Below are 25,150 nucleotides of genomic sequence, written 5' to 3' on the forward strand. Positions count from 1 at the left end.
CATTCGTTCAGAGCGCGACGCACCTAGAACCCTTAGATCAGGTGTGCGCCGGCGACGGGGCCATATTCTGCAACAGCTGAGATTTCCATGTGCTGTTCGAATCGTTCCGCCAGGTCGCTGGCTGTGCTCATCTCTGCCGCGAGAAAAACTAGTGACGGCCCGCGGTCTATAGTCTGAGCGGCGAGTGCACCTTCGTCCATGCCCGCCGTCAGCCAATCGTTATGTTCTGGCAAGATACTGACCAAGGCCGGTTGGAAATCGTTGTGCATCATCAAGGCTAGTTGGCTAGCATCCCCGCGTGCTACAGCCTCGACGAGCTCTGGATCAAACTCGAGTGTATTGCGATCCGGCACGGCGTCCTGGGCCTGTCGAAGCCGCCGTACTTCTTGGAACATCTCGCTTTCATCGAGCTCTGCTGCAGCTGGTACAAGGACCATCGCAACTTCTGATTGAACTAACACCGGTGTTATCAGGACCTCGGTTGCATCGACATGAGTCATGACGGCGCCCCCGGTAATTGCCTCAGCGACTCCGTCTCCCACCCTCTGGGCAAGGCGTGCTAACTCTTCACGCGCAATGGAGGCGTCCCAGAGCGCTGCCAAAGCAACTAATACCGCGGCGGCGGCAGCACCTCTGCCACCCATATGGGTTTCAAAAGGGATGTGTTTTTGGATTGTAATGTCGAGCCCGGAAACATTCTTGGATCGGCTGAGGTGTTGACGAAGTTCATCCACGGCACGAAATATATAGACCAAATCGTCATGCGGCACGTTTGCATAGTCGATGAGTGCGTGAGAAGGATCTTCGAATTTGACGAGCACTTCTTTATCTACGCGCATCCGAATGGACGCTATGTCATACCGTGAGACCGCCAGCTTCAAACTGAGCACGGCTGGCTCCTGTTCGCCACCAGACACTCCCACTTGGTTCGTTACCGACACCATGGCCGGGGCCTGCGCCGTGACGGCTGTTTGTTCCCGGTATTCAAGCTGTGCGCTCATTGTGCATCCATTTGCTGTTTCTGCTCGGCGATCCGTGCAAATTGTTCTACCGACAAGATCTCCCCGCGTGCTTTGGGATCGACGTCGGCGGCCACCAGAAGCTCTTCGGCTTCAGCACCGGACCCGGCCCATTTGTTCAAGGCGGCACGTAGTGTTTTGCGGCGCTGAGCAAATGCGGCGTCAATGACCTCGAAGACTTGTCCACGCGTGGCAGTGGTGGCCGGGGGCTGGCGTGCGGTGAAATGTACGAGGCCAGAAGTGATGCGGGGTGCCGGCCAGAAGACTTTCGTTCCAACGTTTCCAGCTGAGGTCGCTTCGGCGTACCAGCCCATCTTCACAGACGGTACACCGTAAATTTTGGATCCCGGCGCCGCCACAATCCGTTCGGCAACTTCCTGCTGCACCATGACCAGACCGTGTTGGATGCTGGGCAGTTCTGCCAAAATATGCAGCATAACCGGTACCGCCACGTTATACGGCAGATTCGCCACAATAGCGGTTGGTGGTCCCTCCGCGATCGCAGGTCTTGCTTCAATGATCTCGCTGTGGGTGATCCGCAAGGCATCCGCTTCAATCACTGAGAGTCGTTCTGCACTATCCGGACGCCATTGCTCAACGGTGGTTGCCAATCGGTTGGCCACCGGTGGATCGATTTCAATTGCAGTCACCGCCTGCGCGGCGTCCAAAATACCCAGGGTAAGTGAACCGAGTCCCGGACCAATTTCGAGGACATGCTCCGTTGCTGCGAGATGTGCGGCACCAACGATTCGCCGAATCGTGTTGGGGTCAATCACATAGTTTTGGCCTAACGTTTTTGTTGGCCGCAAGTCGAGGATATCGGCAAGCTGGCGGATATCGGAGGCAGATAAGAGCGCATGTTGTTCTGAAGTCACGCTTCCATCTTAGTCTGCACCGCGACCCACTGCCGGGTTAAACACCTCGGTCCGGAATCTCAACTCGAGATTCCGGACCGATGACATTTTCAGTTTATGAAACTATGTGGTGTTTAGCGCAGTCCCATTGCAGAGGTGCATGCTGGCCACTGGCCCCAGCCTGCCTGTGCTTGCAGTTTAGAAGCGATGGCGATCTGCTGTTCGCGAGTTGCTTGGTCAGCGGTTGGTGCATACTGTCCGCCACCCATGGAGTTCCAGGTGGTGGGGTTGAACTGCAGCCCACCGTGGTAGCCGTTCCCGGTGTTAGTGGACCAGTTGCCGCCCGATTCACATTCGGCCAGACGGTCCCACACCGAACCATTAGCTACAGAAGGTGCTGAGCTGCTGCTCGAAGATGAGTCTGATGAATCTGAGGAGGATGATTCAGAGGAAGACGAGTCCGACGAGCTGGAAGGCTCTGGTTCAGGCTCTTCTTCTTTAGTACCGCGGAGAACAACAGCGTTGGTTGGTTCTTCGGTGACTTCGCGGTTGATTTCAGTCTTATCGACTTCTTCGCCGTTTTCGGTGGTGACCTCGTAGGTCACACTGGCTACACCGTTTTCACCTTCGGTGTCAGTTTTGGTTTTGCCCTTCTCGAGAGAACCGTCGTTTTCGTAAGTGGTTTCGTATTCGACGGGTTCTTCTTCGGTGACTTCAGTCGTCTCAACGACGGTCACTGTAATTGCAGTGCTCGCGTTGATGTTCTGATCAGGCTTTGGAGAAACCTTGTCGTCTCCGCCCACTGACACGTTGGCATTGTCCAGGACGTCCTGAACGGTTTCACCGGTGGTCAGAACTTCTTTCGTATCCTTACCCACGGTGATTTCCATGAGCTGAGGTACCTGAATCTGGTCAGCGCTGAGCGGTGTAATCGATGAAACACGCTCGATGTCGAGTGGCTGATCTTCGGAAGGCTGTTCTACGCTGTCGGCGTCGGCAGTGACTGTTTTATCGGCATTAGCCTGAGTGATAACAAAAGCTGCAAGGCCGCCTACGACGAGGACCAGGGCTGCAACCTGCGCAACAATCTTCGTCAGTGTGCCGCTGAAAATGTTAGACATATAGAAAAATCCATAGGGTTTGGGGTTCCGACGCGGCACTAGACGCCTATTCGTCGAGGACAATACGCACGACTATAACGGAAAGATAACAATCATTACAAATCAATAACGTGTATTTGTTGACCAAATCTGGCAGCCAACCCTCCACGGGGCATGGTCTCCCCTAGTCAGTATGGAATTTACCATATACGCGCTGAGTGTTATCGAAGATAACGGAACCGAGATCTTCAACGGTTTGGCTACGTGTCTCCGCTAGTTGGTAGAGGGTGTGCGGCACAAGATAGGGCGCATTCGGACGACCCCGGTATGGGTGCGGCGTAAGGAACGGGGAATCCGTTTCAACGAGGAGCAATTCTTGGCGCATTTGCTGGGCCGCGGCGCGAGAGGCATTGTTATTTTTGAATGTCACGACGCCCGAGAACGACGCATACCACCCGTGTTCATTCAGGATTTTTGCCATCTCGGCGTCACCCGAATAGGAGTGGAAAACCACGTGTTCGGGGAGTTTGTCCATAGATAACAAAGTGGCCACAACGTCGTCGTGCGCTTCCCTATCATGAATCTGCAGGGCGAGCCCAAGCTCCACCGCCATTTCAATATGACGTTTAAATGCGTACTTTTGAATCTCCCAGTTTTCTTCGCCCTCGGTGCGGTAATAGTCCAAACCGGTTTCGCCGATGCAAACGACCCGTGGATGCTCGGCCAGTTGCCGAATCGTCCCTATGGCCTCATCAAGTTCGTTACGCTCTGCCAGGTGCACCGTGTCATTTGGGTGGATAGCCAATGCCCCTCGCAAGCGGGGCTCTTGCTCGAGAGCATCGAGGGTATATCTAGCAGATTCAAGATCGGTGGCAACCTGGATAGCGCCGACGACATTCACGCTTGCCGCAGCGTCCATCGCTTCGGTTGGTGTGACCTGAACGAGTCCATCGCGAAAATCTAGGTGCGCATGGTTGTCGATCACAGGCACAGGCGATCGTTCCGGGACCGGCGGATACACCAGTTTCCGCTTCCTACCGCTGTACTCTTCCGTCGTCGATCGAACTTGGTCGCCACTATTGACCGACTGTTGAGCTTTGGGCAAGTACTGTTCTGGTGTTTGGTGCTGTGGTTGTTCTGTGGTGGACATGCACCCAGCTTAACCAGGACTGCCCCGCCGAGCTCAACGTCTCGACGGGGCAGTAATATTCAGTGAATGCTATTTGACGTTGTGTGGGTTCGGCATACCGATGTACTGGACTGAGGTGTATTCCTCAATACCTTCGGTGCCACCTTCGCGACCCATACCGGACTGCTTGACGCCACCAAATGGTGCGGCAGCGTTGGAGATTACACCGGCGTTGAAGCCGATCAGGCCGAATTCAATCTGGTCTGCAACACGCAGTGCGCGGTTGTGATCTTCGGTGTAGACGTATGCCGCGAGACCGTATTCAGACGCGTTAGCTAAACGAATGGCATGGGCCTCATCCTTGAACTGTACGACCGGGGCGACTGGGCCAAAGATTTCCTGGCTCAGAATTGGCGAGTTTTCCAATACGGACAGAACGGTCGGCTCGTAGAAGTAGCCATCGCCTTCAACCTTGTTGCCGCCGGCGAGCACTTCTGCGCCTGCGTCAACGGCTTCAGTCACGAGGTTGTGGACATCGTCACGGGCTTTGCCGTCGATGATTGGACCAACGGTCGAGTCGGCTTCGGTGCCACGTCCGACCTTGCGTGCGCGCATGGCTTCAGCGAATTTTGCGTTGAACTCTTCCGCGACGTTTTCGTGCACCAGAATGCGGTTGGTGGCCGTGCAGGCTTCACCCATATTGCGCATCTTCGAGTCCATGGCACCCTGTACTGCAGCATCCATATCGGCGTCGTCGAAGACGATGAACGGAGCGTTTCCGCCCAGCTCCATGGACGTGCGAAGTACATTCTCTGAGGCGTCGGCAAGCAGGCGACGTCCAACCGGGGTGGAGCCGGTGAACGAAACTTTGCGCAGACGCTGATCCTTCATCAATGGACCAGAGATTGCCGAGGCAGATGAACCGGAGACTACGTTGAGTACACCAGCTGGCAGACCTGCATCCATCATGGTCTGCGCGAAGTACTGCGAGGTCAACGGGGTCAGCTGTGCTGGTTTCAGGACCATCGTGGTACCTGCGGCAACGGCTGGAGCAATTTTACGAGTGGCCATTGCCAGTGGGAAGTTCCAAGGCGTAATCAACAGTGATGGGCCGACTGGCTTGTGACGCACGATCATGGTCAGGTTGCCTTCTGGCGTGGAGCCGAACCGTCCGTAATGACGCACGGTTTCTTCGGAGAACCAGCGAAGGAACTCGCCACCGTACGTGACTTCACCGCGAGACTCGGCCAGTGGCTTACCCATTTCCAGGGTCATGAGCAGTGCGAAATCTTCGGCACGTTCTTGTACGAGGTCGAAGGCGCGACGCAGGATTTCAGCACGTTCACGTGGAGCCGTCAGTGCCCACTCGACTTGTGCCTCGTCAGCTGCAGTGAGAGCTTTCAGAGCATCTTCAGTGTTTCCGTCCTGGATCTGTAGCAGTTCTTTACCCGTGGCTGGGTCATAGACTGGCAGGGTTTTGCCGGAGGAGGCGTTTACCCATTCACCGTTAATAAGGAGCCCGGTAGGAACGCGTTCAAGCAGTTCTTTTTCTTGTTGTGCGCTGACAGTCAAGGATACCTTCTTTCGATCTGTCTGGCGGTCGCAGCAATTGTCGTGCACGCCAGGTTTCTACAGTTCAACTCGCCATTCAATCTAACACGCAGCAGTTCTTACGACATCAACCGAAGCCATGATTGCAGCTATAGAAGTTGGGCATACGAGTTATTCGAATCGGGCATCACCCAATACCGTGGTATATCTTGCTAGGCCTGCCAGGACATGCGAACGATACTCACACCCACGGCACAGAACATGGTCCCCAACGGTAACCAAATCCAGGAAATACCTAAGAAGCCCAGCGAGCCTCCTGTCGTGACCACCATGATCAATGCACTGGTCAGGAGTCCGACGACCATCAGAGTGACGCCGGCTTCCATCACGGAAACTTTCAGCCAATTCTTCGACTCTTGATGTGTCAGCACGATCCGTGCACATTTCTAGTTTAACGGTGATGTTGTTCACCTTCCGCCAGCGGCATCCAGAACTCGACGACCCAAATGGTCTCCCGGCAACGGCGATGACTAGAATAAAGGACGAGCAGGCGAAATAGGACGTTGCGTCCAATATCACCTCAACTTGCTGACACTTTGAATCCTTTCAGATTAACCACGGCAGATGGTCTGCCCAGACCATCGTGATGCCCAACTCTCAGGAGGCTCGCGTGACCGAATGGTCCAAACCTCATCCTTCTTCCCGCCTCGTTGTGCAGGCTGGCGCTTGTGTGCCAGCGGCCACTCCGGAAGCTCAGACCGGCGATCACTGGGTTGAAGTTCCTACCGAGTTCGATGCCATTATGCTGTCCTCATACGGCGGCCCAAACGGCCAGGACGACGTCCTACCGTTCTTGCGTAACGTCACATTGGGACGGAACATCCCTGACGAGCGGCTTGAAGAAGTCGCCGTCCATTACCGCGAAGCCGGCGGCGTCAGTCCGATCAACGAACAGAACCTCGCGCTCAAGGCTGCGATAGAAGACGAACTGAAACGTCGCAACATCGATCTGCCGGTCTATTTCGGAAACCGCAATTGGGACCCATACTTCACCGAAGCTATCTCAAATGCTCATGAGGAAAATCAGGTCGAAGGTCGCCCGACGAAGATCTTTGCACTCGTGACTTCTGCTTACTCGGCGTATTCTTCCGATCGTCAGTACCGCGAAGACTTCGCTGATGCGCTCGAGGCATTGGATCTTTGGGACGACGTACAAATCGATGTCTCCCGTCACTTCTTCGATCACCCGGGTTTCGTAAATCCGTTTATCGAGGGCACTCGGGGCGCCATTGCGGAGCTTGTGAAAGAGAATGCAGATCTTGATCTAACCAAGGACGTCGAAGTTCTGTTCTCTGCGCATTCGATTCCGATCAAGGATAACGCCCTGTCTGGGGACCCAGATGAGCACGATTACGGCGAAGTCGGAGCTTATAAAGCACAGCATCTCGCTCTGGGCGGACTCGTCATGGATGCCGTCAAAGAAGCGTTTGGCACGGATGTCCCCTGGAAGCTTGTATATCAGTCCGAATCGGGGCCTGCCCACATTCCATGGCTGGAACCTGATATCAACGACTACTTGGAAGAAATCTCTTCAACCCGCAAGGCGGTCGTCGTCGTTCCCGCCACTTTCCTCTCGGACCACATGGAAGTCTGGTGGGATCTAGATATTGAGGCCAAAGAAACTGCAGATGAACAGGGCCTGGGCTATAAGCGTGTTTCAACTCCGGGCGTGCATCCTGAGTTCGTGGCTGCCATGGTCGACCTCGTGCAGGAACGTCTGAATGGAACACCAGCCTCCGAGCGGAAGGCACTGACCAAATATGGACCTGGCTACGACGTTCGTCGCGCAGGTTCCAGCCAGGGTTCAGGTCCGCTGCGTGCTGCCACAGGTGGTCTGCTGCCATAAGGTCGATCTGAATTCACGGTAGTTCACAAAGCTCCCCGGGACTTGAGCTGAGAATCAGGACCGGGGAGTTTTTCTTTTCCCAGAGGGCCTGCCCGTTATATACCTCGCACAGGCATCGGTGTGTCAACCTGGTTTGTTGTGTTTGTGGAGAGCTTGGTTGAATGTTTGAGTTGTTGGGGTTGGGCTTATCGTGTCCTACCGGGTGTTTATGCTTGGTGTATGACGGATTCGAGACCATAACCCAACGCCTCGCTGCCTAACTAACGGTCTATTCCCTTATGAATCTGCCAGTGCAGCGTTATAGAGCTCGCGTGCCGAGTGTCCAGTGCTTTGGGCTACTTCACGGGTGACAGCTTTCAAACGCTGCCCATCGGCAACACGAGTCCGCACCTGTGCCAAGGCAACCTCGAAACTCACCTGCTCAGCTTCAGGAGCAGGTCCCACGACAATCACAATCTCGCCCTTCAGCGTCTTAGACTGCGCCCACTCCACCAATTCCCTCAACGAGCCCCGGGCGACCTCCTCGTAAAATTTCGTTAACTCACGCGCCACGGCAGCGGGACGATCCGCTCCAAAAGCGTTCGCCATCGAGTCCAACGTGGCAGCCGTTCGGTGCGGAGATTCATAGAAAATGAGACTTCGCGTCTCATCGGCGAGCGCAGAAAGTATCTTCGTCCTGTCCCCTGTCTTGCGAGGTAAGAAACCTTCAAAAGCAAAACGATCCGTCGGCAGTCCCGACAACACTAGTGCTGTGATGGCAGCAGAAGCACCTGGGGCCACGGTCACGGGGATACCCGCGGCAATCGCTTCCTGAGTGAGCCGATACCCAGGATCTGAAATAGCAGGCATTCCAGCTTCAGGGACAAACACCACACGTTGACCAGCCTGAAGAGCGTCAATCAGTCCAGCCGCCGAATCAACTTCATTATGCTCGTGATGCGATACAACCGTTGCTTCAGTTTGGACCCCTGCCGCATGCAAGAGCTTGTGCAATGAACGAGTATCTTCGGCTGCAATGATGTCTGCGTGACACAGCACCTCTTTGACCCGATCAGTCAGATCCCCCAGGTTACCGATCGGTGTTGCCGCCAGAGTCAACGGGGCCAATACCTGATCGGTAGCGTTGTCATGATGTTGTGTGCCAGATGCGTCCATGTTCCCATTATCCGCTGACACCACCGGTAGCATAGCCTGTGTGTCAAAGAAACTCCTCCGCCAAACCCCCGATTGGTTAAGCGACCGCGACAGTGCCTTCTCCCTCACCGGACTTCGAGCACGGTTGGTGTACCCGACTTTTCGCTTAGGTACTACCGGCTGGGTGATTGCGGCGGTGCTCACCATCGCGGCAGGACTGTTGCGGTTCTGGAACTTGGCACACCCGCAAGAACTCATTTTTGATGAAACGTACTACGTCAAAGATGCTTACTCTCTATGGCACTTTGGCTATGAACGTTCCTGGAGTGATGACGCAGACGAGGCTTTTGCCGCTGGTCAGGCCCGGCCCGGGGAAGACGCCAGCTATGTTGTCCACCCGCCGGCAGGCAAATGGTTGGTCGCCATCGGCATGGCCCTATTCGGCTTCGACAATGCCTTCGGATGGCGATTCGCCGCAGCTGCCGCAGGAACCTTGGCCGTATTGCTGACCTTCGTATTGGCCGCCAAGCTGTTTCGTTCACTGTTTCTAGCATCACTCGCAGGGCTTCTGCTCGCCGTCGAAGGCCACCACATCGTGATGTCGCGCGTAGGGCTCCTAGATATTTTCTTGATGCTGTTCGTACTGGCAGCATTCTGTGCGCTGATTGCCGACAGAACGTGGGGACGCAGGCGCATCGCTGCCGAGCTTGCGGCACGATACCGACGGATAGCATCAGGTAGCGCTTCTGCAACGGAGCGTGAGGACTGGAAACGGACCATGACCTACGGCCCCTGGTTGGGACTGCGACCGTGGCGTATCGCAGCCGGTGTGCTCCTCGGTATTGCAGTTTCGGTCAAGCTTTCCGGTTTGGCCTTTATGGCGCTCTTTGGGCTCCTCACCGTGTGGTGGGACGCGAACGCCCGCAAAACGGCTGGCATCCGACGTTGGCTACCTGGAGCCATCGTGCTCGATGGTCTATGGGCTTTTGTATCCATCGTCGTCGTTGGTGCCCTGACCTACATTGGTACTTGGGCTGGTTGGTTGGCGACCTCGGGCGGGTACTACCGTAATTGGGGTGCTGAAAACCCCAGCTTGCTGCCCGACTGGTTGGCCTCGCTCATTCACTATCATGTGCAAGCCACGACATTCCATACCGACCTCGACAGTACCCATAACTATGCTTCGGCAGCGTGGATCTGGCCATTCGCTGGACGACCGGTCTCGTTTTATTATCGAACCGAAGAAGACGGCATCTCATGTGCAGCTGAGCAATGCTCTGCCGCAATTCTCGATCTTCCGAACCCGCTGATCTGGTGGGCTGGACTCGTCGCCATCGCAGCGATCTTCATCCGCTGGCTGATCGTTCGCGACTGGCGGGCCGGCGCGATCTTGGCCGTCTATGCGGCCGGTCAACTCGTATGGGTCTTGTGGCCAGAACGCACCATGTTCTTCTTCTACACAGTGGCCTACACACCATTCCTTATGTTGGCTCTAACCTATATCGCGGGGTTGTGGCTGGCTCGGTCCACCGATAGCGGGTGGCAGTTACCGTCACGGAACGTCGCCATCATGGGGATCGGCCTTTTTGTCCTTGCCGCGCTGGCGGTCAGTGTATACTTTTTGCCGCTGTGGACGGGCGAACCAATCCCCCATGAACAGTGGCAAAATCGTATGTGGTTTCAATCCTGGATATAGTGACGCAACGCATTACGGTGTGATCGTCATGACGCTAGAATAGTACGCGGCCATTGAACGCACCCCGAGAAGAGGTCCCGTGCACGTCGCGACACCAGAAATTGAACGGCTTGATCCAGCATCCAATCTCACGGATCTTGTAGTGAACCGACTCGGAGCTGATCCGGCTCGTACGGTGTATTCGGTACAGCGCGGTGACGACCTCGATTCGTTGGCCTGGGATGAAGTCACCGCATTTCAATTTCTCGAGCGGGTGCGCGGCATTGCCAAGGGGCTCATCGCTTCCGGTGTACGCCCCGGGGACATGATCGCTGTCATGTCGGCGACGAGTTACCAGTGGGCGCTGGTGGATCAAGCCATTTGGTTTGCCGGGGCTATTTCAGTGCCGATCTACGAAACGTCTTCCCCGGCCCAGGTTGCCCACATCCTGGCTGATTCCGGCGCACCAACGGTCTTCGTTGCCGGTAGCTCATCGGCACGTGCTGTAGCCCGGGCCATCGAAATGCATGATCTAGGTGCTATCAATCAACTGGAGCTCACCGATGCAGGGTTGAACGGCCTGGCCACCAGCGGCTCTGAGGTGTCCGACGACGACGTCGAAACCGCCCGCAGTGTTGCGACGATGCGTTCCACAGCAACCGTCGTGTATACGTCCGGCACCACAGGTACGCCGAAGGGTGCCATGATTTCACACGGTAACCTTGCGGAGGGCGCCGTCAATATTGTTCCCTTCGCTGGTGACATTGTGCTCAGCAACCCGGATCCACGTCTGCTAATGTTCCTCCCGCTAGCGCATATTCTGGCGCGAGCGGTGCAATACTTCTGTCTGGTTGCGGGCATTCAGGTGGCCCACACGTCGGATACCAGCAATGTCACCAAGATTATGCAGGCCTATCATCCGACCTGGTTGCTCGTGGTGCCGCGCGTGCTGGAAAAGGCGTATAACGCGGTCCTAGCGCAGGCTGATGAAGCCACCGGTATGCGCAAAAATCTGCTGAGTGATGCAATCGATGTGGCGGAACAGTGGTCCCGGGCTCGCCAGGCTGATCAGCTGCCGGTGGGTCTGCGCATCAAACATGCATTCTATAATCGGGTGGTCTATGCGAAAATTCGGGAAGTTTTCGGTGGCGAAGCCAGGGCTGCTATTTCTGGGGCGAGCCCGCTCAATGAGAAACTTGCACACTTGTTTACAGGTATTGGCTTAGAAATCTATGAAGGTTACGGGTTGACCGAGTCGACCGCTCCTGCAGCGGTCAATGTGCCGCAGAACGCCCGGCTGGGTTCGGTTGGCAAACTCGTGCCCGGTATGGAGGCCAAACTGTCGGATTCCGGCGAACTGCTCCTGCGTGGTGTGGTGGTCTCCCCCGGTTACCTCTCCGAGGACGATACCGCTGATTCCTTTGACGAAGACGGTTGGTTCGCCACCGGGGATCTAGCAGAAATAGATGACGACGGTTTCCTGTATATCACCGGGCGCACCAAGGACCTCCTGGTCACCGCAGGCGGCAAAAACGTCTCCCCTGCACCGCTGGAGGAGACTATTTCGACGGCGCCGATTGTCGGTCATGCAATCGTCGTTGGGGAAAATAAACCATTCGTCGGGGTCCTGATTTCGTTGGATACCGACGAGTTGAGCGCTTGGGCTGCACGTCGTGGCAAAGTGGGGCTGACTTTGGAAGAGGCTCGCACCGATGCCGATGTGCACGCGGAGATCCAGAGCTACATTGATCTTGCAAACCAGAGTGTGTCGAAGGCAGAGTCCGTGCGCAAAATGGTCATTCTGCCGACCGAGCTGTCACAGGAAACCGGTCATGTCACACCGTCAGAAAAACTGCGTCGGACCTCGGTCGTCGAAGATTTCGACGAGGCTATGGACGAATTGTACGGTTAGCCTCCGGCTGGTCTGGGGCCGGCCGCTCGACGACTACCTGTGATTCCATAAACCGCTGTGCCTGTTCATTGCGGTGACGGCGTCGACCGGTCGGTGCGGTGCACACCATGATAGTGATCATGATCGCCAGGGTGAGCCCCGCAATCCATGCGGCTGCGTCGATCCAGAATTGACCGGGGTACAAACGTATCAGCGTATCGGTAGTCGAGAACGTCCAGGTGCCATCGGCAAAGAAGATCTGGTGGAAGCCTGCGAAGAACGCTTCCCAGCCGAATGCTGCCACGACCGCCAAGACGATCATCGCCACGGTAAACCACACTGCACCGGCAAACAGGGAACGGGCAATTGCTCCCTTACGCATGCGGTACAGCAAAATCATCAACACAACGCACACCACTGCTGCCACCAATCCGGCAATATGGGTGATGAGCATGACTTGTTTAACGTCTGCCATGTGTGAGACCTCGGCCTCGGTAAATACGACATTACCATTGGCAAATGTCAGGTCGCTCAGGTAGCTCATTGGAGCAAAGTTGAAGAGGTAATCCAGCCCGTAGGAGCCGTAGGTCATACGCTGTTCGGTATCCATACCGAACTGATCGTCTGCAAATCCGGGACGGTGATACTCGAACCATAAGAATGCCGGCGAGGCGATGAGTCGGATAACGCCCACCAGGATGACCAATGGCGCCAAGACGGCTAGGACGACCTGCATGATAGCGGCCGCCACAGGCGATCCGACGACGGCACGGTCCCGCGCTTTCGCACGCGCAGACGCATCATCTTCAAACGAGTCAGGGAGCGGTTCGGTGATCAACGTGGCCTGCCGGCGTGGGGCAGCATGTGATCCGGGCAATGCTTTGGTTTGCTGTGTGTCGTCAAGTGGTTCTGCCGGTGGCTCCGGAGGTGGATTCTTCGGTGGACCGCTCGTTTCAGCAGGTGGCTCTTCGGTGGGCTTTGGTTGGCGAGGCAAATCGGATGCGGTATGAAGGGTATCTCCCGCGGGATCGATTCGGCGACGGGCACGACGCGGAGAAGTCCTCGGGCGTGTAGCCGGTATTGGCTGGTCAACGGCATCTTGCTCGTCGTGTTCCGAAGATCTTTCAGACATAGACCCACCTTTCAAAGCGCATAACGTGGTGCTAGCCTACGACGCGCACAAGCGTGTTGGTATATGGCACACCGTATGAGCAGAAACTTGCTCCCGCACCCTAGCCTGTGATGGTCGGGCGTCCACCGTCATACTCGTCCAGGTCGGCGTCCACGTTGGCCTTAGCCGCACGTGACCCCAGCACCCAGGTATACATCCAGTAGCCTGCCAGTACCAGCGCGCCGATGGTTATTTTGAGCCAGGTTGGTAAGGGCGAGGGCGTGACCAGCCCTTCGACCAGGCCGGAAATGAGTAACACTCCTACGAGTCCTGCGCCAACAAGAATGAGTTGGCGGCCCCAGTATGCCAGCGACTGCAATCGTGTTCTCCGGCCGGGGGCGACCCACGCCCAGAACACGCGAAGGCCGGCGGCTCCCGCAATGAAGATCGCCGACAGCTCCATGAGACCGTGGGGCAGGATGAAGGCGAAAAATGTGTCGAGCTCGTCATATTTATACATCAGGGCCGCTGAAATACCTAACCCTTGCGCGTTGACGAACAACACATACGGCACAAAATATCCGGTTATCCCAAAGGCCACTTCTTGCAGTGCGATCCACGCATTATTGACCCATACCAGTGTGGTAAACGAGGCGGCGGGGTTTTCCGAATAGTAATCGACAAAATCTTCTTGAACATAGGCAAGTTGATTTTGCTCGGACATCATGGCGTCAAACATTTGTGGGTTATTGCCATACCAGAACCCATAGGCGGCAGCGATGCCGAGGAACGCTGCACCTAAGATGATGGTTAACCAGCGTATTTGGTAGAGCGCATAGGGCAGTTTGACCACAAAAAAAGCTTTAACGCCTGCAACCGGTGAACCGGTAGCTGCTGTCAGCCGTGCCCGCGCTTTCGCCACGGTCAGTGACAAGCTATTGGCATACGCGCCATCGGGATCCTGAGCCTGGACCATGGAGAGGTGTGTGGAGACTCGACCGTAGAGTTCTACGAGTTCATCGACATCGGCGGGATGCAGTTGCCGATGGCTGGCAAGTGTTTCGAGCCGCTGCCAATCGGGGCGATGAGTTTTTGCATACGCTTCCAGATCCACCTGGCCCACACTACTAGGATGAGGGTACCCAAACATATTCTTGACTCGCGCAGACCGTCTACACTGGGCTGCGACGGTACCGAGCTGAAAGGTCCCTTATGCAAGATCACACGATTACCGGTGAAGCCGTTGTCTTGAATTTACGCGCAGCAAATTTTATGCCGCGTCTCGGGGCGGCGCTGCTGGATGCTCTCGTGTATCTGATCTGCTGGGGTTTTCTCGTTTATGGTCTTGCTCAATTCACCTCCCGGTTTGGTTTAGATGTCGCAGCTACGCAGGCGGTCATGTTACTCGCCACGATTCTGCTGGTCTTCATCGTTCCCCTGCTCGTCGAGGGATGCTCACACGGCCGTTCCTTGGGCAAGTTGGCGTTTGGGCTACGCGTCGTGCGTGATGATGGCGGTACCATTCGCTGGCGTCACGCATTTACTCGTTGTCTCGCGGGGGTTTTTGAACTCTGGATGACGTTCGGCTCCATCGCCGTGCTCTCGTCCTTATTCAATAAGCATTCCAAACGTCTCGGCGACATGATGGCGGGTTCCTATGTCATTATTTCTCGAGCTCCGCGGTTGCCTGCACCGATGCCTGACGTCCCACCTGCCATGCAGCAGTGGGCGCAGGTCGCCGACGTCGGTCGTATCCCGGCGGGTTTAGCATCGCAGACGAACTCTCTGATCCGAAATTCGGCGACCATGCATCCAAGTGCCTTAGCCACCGTGTCGCATGATGTGTACGTGCGCCTCTTGGAGTACGTGACTCCCGGTCCCCCGGCTGGCGTTGATCGGATGACCTTTATGGTCGGTGTACTAGCTGAACGACGGAATCGAGATGCTGAAGTTTTAGGGCGACAACGTGACCGACGTGATCGCGATGCGCAGTACCTGCTGCGTCAGTGACGTGTAACGGATCACGCGAAGAGAGCAAGCGGCCCCGGTACTGGTTTTCAGTACCGGGGCCGCTTTGCAATGAGTTCGTTGAGGTTTAGTAGCGGTAGTGATCTGGTTTATATGGACCAGCGACGTCCACACCGAGATATTCGGCCTGGGTCTTGGTCAGCTCTGTCAGACCAACGCCCAGGGCATCGAGGTGCAAGCGAGCTACTTGCTCGTCAAGCAGTTTCGGCAAGACGTGCACACCGACGTCGTAGGTCTTGCCGGTAATCGAACCGGTGCCGCCTTCAGCATGGAACAGTTCGATCTGTGCCATCACCTGGTTGGTGAATGATGCAGACATCACAAACGATGGGTGCCCGGTGGCATTGCCGAGGTTGAGCAGGCGTCCTTCAGAAAGCACAATGATCGAGCGTTCTTTATCGGTGCCCTTATCGAAAACCCATTCGTGCACCTGGGACTTAATTTCAATCTTCTCGACACCTGGCACCTGTCCCAAGCCAGCCATATCGATTTCGTTATCGAAGTGGCCCACGTTGCCGACGATTGCTTTATTCTTCATGGCTAACATGTGCTCGGCCATGATGATGTCGCGGCCACCGGTCGTGGTAATGAAGATATCGGCGGAACCGACGACGTCTTCCAGCCGGGCGACCTGGTAGCCGTCCATGGCTGCTTGCAGTGCGATGATTGGATCGATCTCGGAAACAATGACACGGGCGCCTTGACCAGCCAGGGCATCAGCAGCGCCCTTACCGACATCACCGTAACCGGCGATCACGGCGGTTTTACCACCGATCAGCACGTCGGTGCCGCGCATAATACCGTCGGGCAGGGAGTGGCGGATGCCGTATTTGTTATCGAACTTCGATTTGGTGACTGAGTCATTGACGTTGATTGCCGGGAACAGCAGTTCGCCGTTTTCAAACATTTGGTTGAGGCGCAGTACGCCCGTGGTGGTTTCTTCCGTGACGCCACGAAGGTTCTTGGCGATACGGGTCCAGCGCTGGTCATCTTCTTCTAGTGAAGCGCGCAGCGTAGCCAAAACCACCTGGAATTCTTCGGGGTCCTCTTCGGTTGCTGCCGGAACCATACCGACGCCTTCGAATTCGACACCTTTGTGTACCAGCATGGTGGCGTCTCCGCCGTCGTCCAGAATCATGTTGGCACCAAGCGTTGGATCTTCTGCCGCACCTGGCCAGAGGAAAATCTGTTCGGCGGCCCACCAGTATTGTTCTAGCGTTTCGTTCTTCCAGGCAAATACTGGCACACCGTTTGGTTTTTCAGCGGTGCCATCACCGACGACGATCGCCGCAGCTGCTTCGTCCTGGGTGGAGAAAATGTTGCATGATGCCCAACGGATCTCTGCGCCCAGTGCGGCAAGCGTTTCGATGAGTACCGCCGTTTGGACTGTCATGTGCAGTGAACCGGCAATACGAGCGCCTTTGAGCGGCTGTGAGTCACCGTATTGCTCGCGCAGGGCCATGAGGCCTGGCATTTCGTGTTCGGCGAGCCGGATCTGGTGGCGGCCAGCTTCGTGGGTGCTGATGTCGCGAATCGCGAAGTCAAAATCAGCGCCTGGTACGGTCGTTTTATTCGAGAAAGCCGGGTCTACGGCAGGCGAAGTAGTCATGCGTTAAGACTACTTGTTGAAAGTGTTTTCACCTATCAGAGTGCAACGCGGAGTCACACTCTGTCGACTGCGCCTTACTCTGGGCGTAGCAGGCGCAGGTTAGCCGGCTTTTCTGGCATCGGTGCCGGACGGGTCGGGGTTACCGAACGGTCTACCGGTTGGACGGTGCCGGAACTAGCGTCGAAGGGTTCTTCGACTTCTTCTGGAGCATTGACCGCATTGGCGATTGCGAGGAGGTCGTCAGCATCTTCCGGAAGTTCCTCTGTGAGGCGCAAGAATTCCCAACCCACCGGTGCGGTGAATTGTTGGGAGTGTTTGGCGCAGAGGTCGTGGGCGTGGGGTTCAGCGCGTTGCGACATGGGACCCAGCACTACGGTCGAATCGGCGTAGTTAAAGGTCAGCGTTGCCGCGGCAGTATTGGAGCAAGCGGTCTTGGTGCATAGTCGTTGAGTTCCCACAGCACGTCAGTCTACAGCACCCGCAGATCTGGGGATTGCTAGTCTTAGGGTGTGGCTGGATTCTTTTCTCGACCGCGGCATGGACGCCGGGATATACGCGCAGATCGTTTCGATCAGGCGCTCGGTGTTGCACATCGCTGGTTTCTTGACCAAGTGGGTGAAGTCGCGACCATCCAGTACGTGACGGCGCCCGCTGATTTGGACTGGTGGGATCGGGATGTCGGTCCCCCGTTGATCACCAGCGGCATGAATGAGTCCGGCGTCGTAGCGATGACGCTGTACCGAAAATTCATTATGTTCGGCGTGACCGACGAATCGCTTCTGCCAGAAATACTCTACGAACTGTTGATCACCGAGTGGGCGACGTTGACCGGACAACGCGTCAGTGACATTGACCCGAACTTCTAGTGCGTTAGTAGCCCAGGCGTACGGGCAGCCCGGATCCAGTTTCGCTGACGGTATTCACGGGCATGGCGGAGATCCCCGCGGAGGAGTCAACCAGTACGCCGGCGTGTACATCATGAGCACCAGTTTCTAATACATAGCCTGCCGCGTCTTCGTCATCAATGGTCACCGCCGTCTCGCCCGAGAGCTCTTGGGTAAATTCTTCGCCGCGTCGGCCTTCGTCATCAATGGGCGTAATGGAAACGGTAGCTTCTTCCGCGGAGGTGAGGAGGAGCTGTGATGCCGGCTCGGCCAGCGCAGGCAGTGCGACCATCGTTTCTCCACGGATAGGAGCGGTGCTTGGCATATACGCGGTATCAACTGCTGCCGTATTCCCCGTGGCATCCTCGTTATCGCCTGCCGGGTTGAAGGCTACGGAGTCGGCCGAGGCCACCACATTGGCGTCAGCATCAATTTCTACCGCGTAAGTACCCGGTGCAACGCCGGAAAGGTCAACGGTAGTGCTGGCGCCGGGAGCCAGATCGATGGCTGAAACCTCGGTTGGAATATCGACTGGCCCGTCTGGCCCACGCAGGGTGATAGTTGCAGATACAGCCGATCCAGTCGAAGCGACGTGCAGGGTCGGTTGCTGACCGTCCAGACCAGATTCTTCGGCGATCGATTCAGCATCGCTCGAGATCTGCACACCGGGAACAATGACGTTGGAACCGGGGGTTGCCGGTTGTAGGGTGTCGACACCGGCGGGCACGATACCATCGAGTCGGTGTTGTTGGATATCAGCGGCAACCGGCCCGCCAGAGCTGGATACTCGGACCGCAACGGAGTCTTCGCGCGGTGCCAGTCCGGCGACTAATAGTGCTTGAGTTTGTCCAGGTGCCAGGACAATATCTGAAATACCAGATTCTTCTACCGGACCGTCGGCGCCAAATACCGCGAGATTAACGGTCGAGTTGGTGGCCGAGGGGTTGGTGACGGTTAGGACCGAGGTTGTGCCGGTCGTGGTGGTCGCACCGGTTAGCCAGTGTTGATGGGCTGCCGGAGTACAGGCTGCTGCCGTCATGCCGGCTAGGTCGCCGTCCGTTGCAGCGTACTGGGTGCTTCCGGACACAGTACCGGGGGCGCCACCCACGGGTTCAACGCTCAAGGCAACCGGCTGACCATTTTCTGCGGGCTCGGAGATGACTTCGAAGTGTGCGCGGTTGGTGACCGTACCATCCGTGCCTGCCGTTGCCGGTGGACCCTGCTGGACCTCTTCTTCCAAGGACTCGGTGATCTGGCTGGGCGAAGGCTGGTCATCCGGGCTTGTTTCGGCCGGGAAATATGCCATGCCGGGGATATTGCCAGCCAGGTCCGAGGCTGCGGCGATACCCAAGGCTGACACAGCATCGGAGGAGGCTGCGGAAAATTGCACATCGGTGCTGTCATCGGAGCCTTCGGGAAGCATGGGGTTCCCGGGGCACACACTGAACGTCTGGGTCGCTGGAAGCTGCGCCGGACGGGCTTCGGTGTCCATGTCGGGTGACGTTGTTGCCCAGAGACTGCCGGCGACGGTCATTGCGGCGACCGCTGCAACGGCACCTATACCGAAGACGGCGGCGGCTCGTTGCGAGGGACCGGTCTTGCCAAGACGGCGCAGGGCAGCTTCACGGCGGCGGGCCCGTTCGGTGCTTGCTGAATCGTGTTCCTCAGCAGTTTGATTGGGCTCGTGTTCGTCAGTCATGTACTCTCCGTGCGTTCCGGTTCCGCGTCGGAATCCCTAACAACAAGGTAATGAAGCCCAAAATGGCAGGAATCCACCACAACCACTTCCCGGCGGGCGGAGCGTATTCCATGGTCAAATTGCCACCGGTTTGTGGTAGTTCAAAGGCTTGAATCCATTCGGGATCGCTCGCGGTCGCGGTGAGTTCTTCCCCGTCGAGGTAGGCCCGGAATCCTGGGTTAGCCCGTTCCGATATCACCAGTTCGCGTGGTCCGTCACCGTCGGGTAATTCGATGTCAATTGATCCGTCTGGTTTGGACGCAGCGATCGCAACGGTGCTGCCATCTTCGGTAATACGTGCCCGGGCGGTGGCTGTGCCCCGCGGCGGGGTCGCCCCGTCTTCGGTAAGGACTTCGACGCCTGCCTGGGTGACGTCCTCATCTTCGGCCTCGATGTCTTCGGGAAGCACGCGCCAGAGCCATCCTGCACTGGAATGTCCAACTGGAGCCAGTCCCGGGGCTGCGTCGATACCGGCGGCAAGCGTTGTTTCGGTGCCCGATGGGTCAGTCAAGACTACATAGCCGGCGCCGAGGGCATCCAGCGCGTCACGAGGATCAGCGTCAGCATTCGAGGTCAGCTGGGCTGCGACGGTGCGCAATGTGTCGTCGGCGTCGTCTGCTGGGGCTGCCTGGGGGTTGAAGAGTCCGCCCGTCACGGTGCGGGAAGTCCAGGTACCGGTCATATCGTCCAGCATGGTCCCGGCGCCCGAAATCAGGTGGGTGCGAATGCCTTCGGAGGTTCTCGTAATCAGCAGGGTGCGGGTTTGCAGGGCCGAGCGGGCAGAGTCAATGGCCGTAGCTGGCAGCGCCCGTTGTTGTACACCGGCCACCCCGGGATTACCGGTCGGTTGTGCCAGCACCGCATTGGTGTCGGAGTCTGCATTATCGTTAGCTGTCGGCTGCTCATCTGTCTGGGCTAGAGCGGCCGCAATGTTTCGTTCTTGCTGGGCTGCGCTGCGCGCTTCAGATAGGGGTTCGTTCGGCACCATGCGTGGGGTCAGCCATGTGCCAACGGAAATGATGCCAGACACCAGAAGCACGGTGGTGACCGTGCGCGCAGGCCAGCCGGCACGTAGTCGAACCGTGGAAGCGCTCGTGCGAAGCTGTGATCTGCCAATGGTCAGGTAGTTCACGCCGATGATGGCGGCGGTCCACCACCCCATCCACATCAGCGATACGGCAGGAGTGGTTGACAGGGCTACGGGGACGCCGGTTTGATCGACGGAGAAAATAAAGTTTGAGTTCGCGGTAGCAGCTGCCAGCCCGAGAAAGCCCGTGATTGTTCCGGCACGGGCGAGGTTTCCGCCGATCCCGGGAGCGATGGCACCGACGATCGCAACCACTAATACTGGGACGACGACAAGGCCGATAAATATGCCGGTCCAGGGCACAGCGCCACTGAGCAGATCGAGCCATGGCAATTCTGCAAGGCCGGTGTCCATCGACGTCTCGTGTGGGAGTCCGAGCAATAATTGCCACGTGGGCGCTGGATCGTAGCCGGCGGGTGCACCCGGATCTGCCAGGATAGCGCGCAGATTCGTACGATGGGTTACAACAGCCGGGATGAGCGTCGCCGCAGCCAAAAGCGGGGTCCACCACAAGATTTTGGCTCGGGAACGCAACACAAGTGTCGCAACTACGAGGCCTGCGGTCAGCGGGATGAACATCGACGGCGCAGCCGCGGTCATAATAGCCAAGAGGATCGCAACCCACGCTGCTGCGGTCAACGAGGTGGCGCTGTGAGTATTGCGAGCTTTGCTGCCAAAGACGACGGGACGTTGCGCAACCTCACTTTGGGAACGCAACGAACGGAAAAGCTGAATATCGTCGGCTTTATACCCGATGGCTCGCAGCAGCGCCAGTACGAACCAGGGCAGCACAAGGTGCGCTACCAACCCGCCGAAGCGACCCTCTGAAAGGGAAATCAAGAGTACCGGTGCAGCGGCCCAGAGCATGCCTGCTGCAAAACGCACATAGCGCGAAGACGTTATCGTCCCGGCCAAGGCCCATGCACCAATGCCCGACAGCGGCAGGGCGAGGATCCACATCCACACCAACGTTATAGAAGCACTACTGGTCAGACCGAGTAGAGCCAGCAGCCAGCCAAATGGGGCGTCGTAGCCCGGCGCACCGGCTCCGGCGGAAGCCCAGCCGCTAGCTGCCTTGGAAAACAGGGTGGAGAGTTCGGTGGTCACCGGCAGAAGGTTTCCACCCGCCAATGCGGGTACGCCCAGCAGGTGTCGCAGACCGAGCAAGGTGATCGCCCCAAACACGACGGCCAGCACAACGGCGCCTATGCCAACCCAGTTACGTTCCGGGGTGGCTAATTCTTCAAAATCATCGTGCCCACCGGTGGCCTGCTGTGGTGTGAGCGAACTCCCCGTACCGTCTCCGATCACCTGATCGGGTTCAGAAACTTCGAGTACCGAACGGCGATGGTCGCGCACTAGTGCACGCGATGGACGGAGTTCAGTCACGGCATCATAGGGTCGGGTTCGACTATCCCTGGCCTTCTTGCGAGACCGCCACAGGGCAACCGGTCTGGTCAACGTTCGCAAGATTCCCCTGGCCTGGGCAACCCCGGCACCTGGGTCTTTTACGAAGAGTCCGGCCAACAATACACCCAGGGTTGCAAACCAGCCCCAAATCCAACCGCTGATAAAACCGAAGAAACCAGTGTGTTTCAGACGCAACCACCAGGAGGTCTCCCATCCCGTGGCAAGGTCCGGTTCAGCTGCAGCGGTTTGGTGCTGTACCTCGGCCGCTGGTACGACGGCGACGCGGTGTCCGGCAAGGCGAGCCCGCCAACAAACATCAACGGCTTGAGCCCACGATGGTGTCAGGACATCGAACCCCTGCAGGTCTGTCCACACATGAGATTTCATGAGCATGCCCGGCAGTGAAACCGCAAAGGTGTCGGTGCGGTGGTCATATTGCCCCTGGTCGAGTTCACCGGGTTCGATCATCGACAGCACATCGCCGTTATGGGCTACGGCGAGTCCCACATTGATCAGGTAACGATCCGAAAGTTGTTTGGCACCGGCTACGGCCACTGACGGAGAAATCTCTACGGCCTTGAGTTGATTGGCCAAGGTCGTTTCGGTTACCACACCGTCATCAGTGATAAACCACAGCCACGATTGAGCTTCCGCCATACGGGCGGTTTCTTCGGAGGTGGCAACCACATCAGCAAGCCCTGCGGCCAGACTCTGGCCTTCGTCGTGTACAACGTGCTGGTATTCGACGCCGGCTTCTTCAAATAACCGGCCGAGATTCTCCAATACCGCTGGCGCAACATTGGGAGGGGTGACTACCACCGCGGCATCTACCCCGGTCTGACCGTGCAGAGCGGAGGTAAACACCTCGGTGGCAGCTTCGGTGGGATTCTCTACAACGAAGACCCCGGTGATGTGGTACTTAGCCAATTAGTTACGAGGATTTCTTGCGTAGGCGACGGCGTTCACGTTCGGACATGCCGCCCCAAATTCCAAAGCGTTCGTCATTAGCGAGTGCATACTCAAGGCACTGCTCCTGCACGAGGCAGGCTCCGCACACTTTTTTAGCATCGCGTGTTGACCCGCCTTTTTCCGGAAAGAATGCTTCCGGGTCGGTCTGTGCACACAGCGCATCCGCCTGCCAGGCCAGCTGACCGTCATCGGCGGTGTCGCCGAAGCCAGGAAGTGCTTCCCAAAGATCGATAGTTGACGGCGCCTCGGGTTCTTCTTTCACTCCCGGGTGTAGCGCAGTCACAGTCGCGTCTGGGGTCTCATCTGTGGCGATATCGACCATCGCGTCATGAGCCGCCAGGTAGGCGGTGGCACGATCATCCATCGTGGTGAGATCCTGTCCTGCACTAGGGTCTGCCGGGTCCACGAACCAGTCAATAGGAACTTCTCGTCCGTTACGAGTTACGGATTGGCCCTCGCGGCCGGAACGTTCCGCCCGTTGTGCATTGTCCATAGGTTCCTTTCCTGAACTCCCATCGGGCACATAGCCCGGCACCGCGTAGAATGCCTTTCAGCGCGCCTACTCGGTGCGGTAAGTAATCTATTGTACTGCTTCCTAATTACACCGTTGTAACTTGCAGTAAGTCAAGCTGAGATCCAGGCAAACATGCGGCCTGCCAGGCAATTCACAGCCAACTTTCAGCCGGTGGTCATGGCCGCTTCGACATCTCACCTGCGGTGATACGTGGAAGTAGCTAGCCTAAGAAGCAACACCGTTGCAGTCAAAGGACACCATGATTTCGCTGAATCCATCGCCCTCAAATCAACCACTTGAACCTGGCACTAACCTGATCGCCCACTTAGCAGCTTCGCCACGACCCGCGATTATCCATTATGCCGAGGAGGGGCGCACTGAGCTTTCAGGGCGCGTGGCAGTCAATTGGGCAACCAAAATGACCCACCTCATCGATTCCTACGGCATTGCCGAACCCGACGAGATGTTAGTCGATCTTCCCCTTACCTGGCGATCGCTCGCCCTGATGCTGGGTGTTGCGTGGACAGCTACCACCTGCTCAAGCGACCAGGACGAAGCTGCAGCTATCTTGACCGATCAACCAGGGCACTACCTCAGCGTTGAGGCAGAACTCTTCGTCACGCACCGTGACGAGGTCGATGCGGCACTAGTCGATGTCGATGACGAGGTGTTGTCACACGCAGATCAGGCCTTGTTGCCCGTCCCCGACATTATTGGCAACGCACAAACAACTCAGCAGCCGTCCAAACATGTGGAGACGCATAGCTCCGGTGTAGTGATTCGGGCTTCGAAACAGCGCCTTGACGCGGCAACCTGGTGGGCCATCATTGATGCCTGGCGCAGAACGCAACCGGTTGTACTCGTTGAAGACATTGACGATGCCCAGCTGGAGCGCATCATCACTACAGAGCGGCTCGACTAACGACCGGTTTCAGAATCTTCATCACCGGCTTCGTCTGACGGTGATGACATACGCGGGATTGAGCCGGTGAGTAGCTCGGGATCCTGCGCTGTTTTTGGGTCCGCTTCCATCGCTTCGGTGAACACCCACAAGCGGTATGCGATAAACCGGAAAATGGTCGCAAAGCCAAGCCCAATGATGTTGCCAAAGAACACCATTCCGCCGGCTGAGGTGATACCCAAGAAGTATTTTGCGATAAACACGAAGCCTGCCTGAATGCCGGCGCCCACAGCATTCATGACCAAAAAGAGCACCAACTCGCGCACAACATTGGACTGTCGGCGGTTTCTAAACGTCCAGTAGCGATTGGCCACCCAGGAGAATATGGTGGCGACTCCGGTAGCAATCACCTTTGCCTTGACTGCGGAGTCTTCCATGGGACCGGTGATCAACCACAGGAAAATGCCGGTATCGATAAAGAAACCGATCCCGCCAACGACCCCAAATTTTGCGACTTCGCGCCACAGGAGTTGCGTCAGTGCCACGATGCGTTCCCGCATTCTCTGCAACATTGGTCCTCCTTGAGCTGAGCCGGGGTCGTAGATACTCTAGCGTGCTCCACCAAGATACCCTTGCACTC

21 protein-coding genes are annotated in these 25,150 nt (G+C 57.0%); 6 read left to right on the forward strand and 15 right to left on the reverse strand.

Translation table 11 applies throughout. From position 1 onward, the window contains the following. Positions 1–32 precede the first annotated feature (32 nt). From G583_RS0100855 to G583_RS0100880, 6 genes are all read right to left on the reverse strand, one after another. Positions 33–1,001, reverse strand: coding sequence for a GHMP family kinase ATP-binding protein (locus G583_RS0100855; protein ID WP_022869300.1), 969 nt, complete (start codon positions 999–1,001; stop codon positions 33–35). Beyond that, the gene (gene rsmA / locus G583_RS0100860) at positions 998–1,894 is read right to left on the reverse strand and encodes a 16S rRNA (adenine(1518)-N(6)/adenine(1519)-N(6))-dimethyltransferase RsmA (protein WP_022869301.1); all 897 of its coding nucleotides are present in this window, start codon (positions 1,892–1,894) and stop codon (positions 998–1,000) included. Before rsmA ends, G583_RS0100855 begins: the two co-directional genes overlap by 4 nt. 113 nt (positions 1,895–2,007) lie before the next feature. Continuing rightward, complete coding sequence (locus G583_RS17025) at positions 2,008–2,994, reverse strand: resuscitation-promoting factor (RefSeq protein WP_022869302.1); 987 nt, start codon at positions 2,992–2,994, stop codon at positions 2,008–2,010. A 163-nt stretch (positions 2,995–3,157) separates the two neighbouring features. Beyond that, entirely contained in the window at positions 3,158–4,123 is a 966-nt protein-coding gene (locus G583_RS0100870) for a TatD family hydrolase (protein ID WP_022869303.1), read from the reverse strand. Positions 4,124–4,192: 69 nt separating this feature from the next. Beyond that, a complete protein-coding gene (locus tag G583_RS0100875) occupies positions 4,193–5,674 on the reverse strand; it encodes an NAD-dependent succinate-semialdehyde dehydrogenase (protein WP_022869304.1) in 1,482 nt (493 codons plus the stop codon). A 191-nt stretch (positions 5,675–5,865) separates the two neighbouring features. Further along, a complete protein-coding gene (locus G583_RS0100880) occupies positions 5,866–6,084 on the reverse strand; it encodes a hypothetical protein (protein WP_022869305.1) in 219 nt (72 codons plus the stop codon). 215 nt (positions 6,085–6,299) lie between these two features. On the opposite strand from G583_RS0100880, the gene G583_RS13390 reads away from it, so the two are divergent. Then, entirely contained in the window at positions 6,300–7,559 is a 1,260-nt protein-coding gene (locus G583_RS13390; protein WP_051129583.1) for a ferrochelatase, read from the forward strand. 276 nt (positions 7,560–7,835) lie between these two features. Here G583_RS13390 and rsmI read toward each other — a convergent pair whose 3' ends face one another. Then, complete coding sequence (rsmI, locus tag G583_RS0100890) at positions 7,836–8,714, reverse strand: 16S rRNA (cytidine(1402)-2'-O)-methyltransferase (RefSeq protein ID WP_051129617.1); 879 nt, start codon at positions 8,712–8,714, stop codon at positions 7,836–7,838. 40 nt (positions 8,715–8,754) lie between these two features. Between rsmI and G583_RS13395 the strand changes: the two genes are divergently transcribed. Together G583_RS13395 and G583_RS0100900 are read left to right on the forward strand one after the other, a co-directional pair. Next, positions 8,755–10,389: a dolichyl-phosphate-mannose--protein mannosyltransferase gene (locus G583_RS13395; protein ID WP_169558749.1), complete on the forward strand. Its 1,635-nt coding sequence runs from the start codon at positions 8,755–8,757 to the stop codon at positions 10,387–10,389. A 79-nt stretch (positions 10,390–10,468) separates the two neighbouring features. Next, positions 10,469–12,280, forward strand: coding sequence for an AMP-dependent synthetase/ligase (locus tag G583_RS0100900; protein ID WP_022869309.1), 1,812 nt, complete (start codon positions 10,469–10,471; stop codon positions 12,278–12,280). On the opposite strand, the gene G583_RS13400 is transcribed toward G583_RS0100900, so the two are convergent. Together G583_RS13400 and G583_RS0100910 are read right to left on the reverse strand one after the other, a co-directional pair. Then, on the reverse strand, positions 12,258–13,391 hold the full coding sequence (locus G583_RS13400) for a TIGR01906 family membrane protein (RefSeq protein ID WP_022869310.1): 1,134 nt from the start codon (positions 13,389–13,391) through the stop codon (positions 12,258–12,260). The genes G583_RS0100900 and G583_RS13400 overlap by 23 nt on opposite strands. 100 nt (positions 13,392–13,491) lie before the next feature. Next, positions 13,492–14,493 (reverse strand): stage II sporulation protein M, encoded by a 1,002-nt coding sequence (locus tag G583_RS0100910; protein WP_022869311.1) that lies wholly within the window; start codon positions 14,491–14,493, stop codon positions 13,492–13,494. An 89-nt stretch (positions 14,494–14,582) separates the two neighbouring features. Here G583_RS0100910 and G583_RS0100915 point away from each other — a divergent pair, with 89 nt between their 5' ends. Beyond that, a complete protein-coding gene (locus G583_RS0100915) occupies positions 14,583–15,380 on the forward strand; it encodes an RDD family protein (protein ID WP_022869312.1) in 798 nt (265 codons plus the stop codon). A gap of 85 nt (positions 15,381–15,465) precedes the next feature. Here G583_RS0100915 and ahcY read toward each other — a convergent pair whose 3' ends face one another. Both ahcY and G583_RS0100925 read right to left on the reverse strand, forming a co-directional pair. Further along, on the reverse strand, positions 15,466–17,007 hold the full coding sequence (gene ahcY, locus G583_RS0100920; protein WP_022869313.1) for an adenosylhomocysteinase: 1,542 nt from the start codon (positions 17,005–17,007) through the stop codon (positions 15,466–15,468). 74 nt (positions 17,008–17,081) lie between these two features. Next, complete coding sequence (locus tag G583_RS0100925; protein WP_040894587.1) at positions 17,082–17,465, reverse strand: DUF3499 family protein; 384 nt, start codon at positions 17,463–17,465, stop codon at positions 17,082–17,084. A 51-nt stretch (positions 17,466–17,516) separates the two neighbouring features. Here G583_RS0100925 and G583_RS0100930 point away from each other — a divergent pair, with 51 nt between their 5' ends. Continuing rightward, positions 17,517–17,873, forward strand: a complete 357-nt coding sequence (locus G583_RS0100930) for a hypothetical protein (RefSeq protein ID WP_022869314.1) — start codon at positions 17,517–17,519, stop codon at positions 17,871–17,873. A 4-nt stretch (positions 17,874–17,877) separates the two neighbouring features. On the opposite strand, the gene G583_RS0100935 is transcribed toward G583_RS0100930, so the two are convergent. From G583_RS0100935 to G583_RS16495, 3 genes are read right to left on the reverse strand one after another with little or no spacing between them, the layout of a single operon-like run. Next, positions 17,878–19,590 carry a DUF5719 family protein gene (locus G583_RS0100935; protein ID WP_022869315.1) on the reverse strand — a complete coding sequence of 571 codons (1,713 nt, stop codon included), beginning with the start codon at positions 19,588–19,590 and terminating at the stop codon, positions 17,878–17,880. Continuing rightward, on the reverse strand, positions 19,583–23,053 hold the full coding sequence (locus G583_RS0100940) for a glycosyltransferase (protein ID WP_022869316.1): 3,471 nt from the start codon (positions 23,051–23,053) through the stop codon (positions 19,583–19,585). Before G583_RS0100940 ends, G583_RS0100935 begins: the two co-directional genes overlap by 8 nt. A 4-nt stretch (positions 23,054–23,057) precedes the next feature. Further along, a complete protein-coding gene (locus G583_RS16495; RefSeq protein ID WP_022869317.1) occupies positions 23,058–23,588 on the reverse strand; it encodes a WhiB family transcriptional regulator in 531 nt (176 codons plus the stop codon). A gap of 280 nt (positions 23,589–23,868) precedes the next feature. On the opposite strand from G583_RS16495, the gene G583_RS16090 reads away from it, so the two are divergent. Then, positions 23,869–24,531, forward strand: coding sequence for a hypothetical protein (locus G583_RS16090; protein ID WP_022869318.1), 663 nt, complete (start codon positions 23,869–23,871; stop codon positions 24,529–24,531). On the opposite strand, the gene G583_RS13415 is transcribed toward G583_RS16090, so the two are convergent. Then, entirely contained in the window at positions 24,528–25,082 is a 555-nt protein-coding gene (locus G583_RS13415; RefSeq protein WP_022869319.1) for a GtrA family protein, read from the reverse strand. The genes G583_RS16090 and G583_RS13415 overlap by 4 nt on opposite strands. Positions 25,083–25,150 lie beyond the last annotated feature (68 nt).

Origin of the sequence: Yaniella halotolerans DSM 15476, from assembly GCF_000420805.1 — a bacterium.
Lineage (GTDB): Bacteria > Actinomycetota > Actinomycetes > Actinomycetales > Micrococcaceae > Yaniella > Yaniella halotolerans.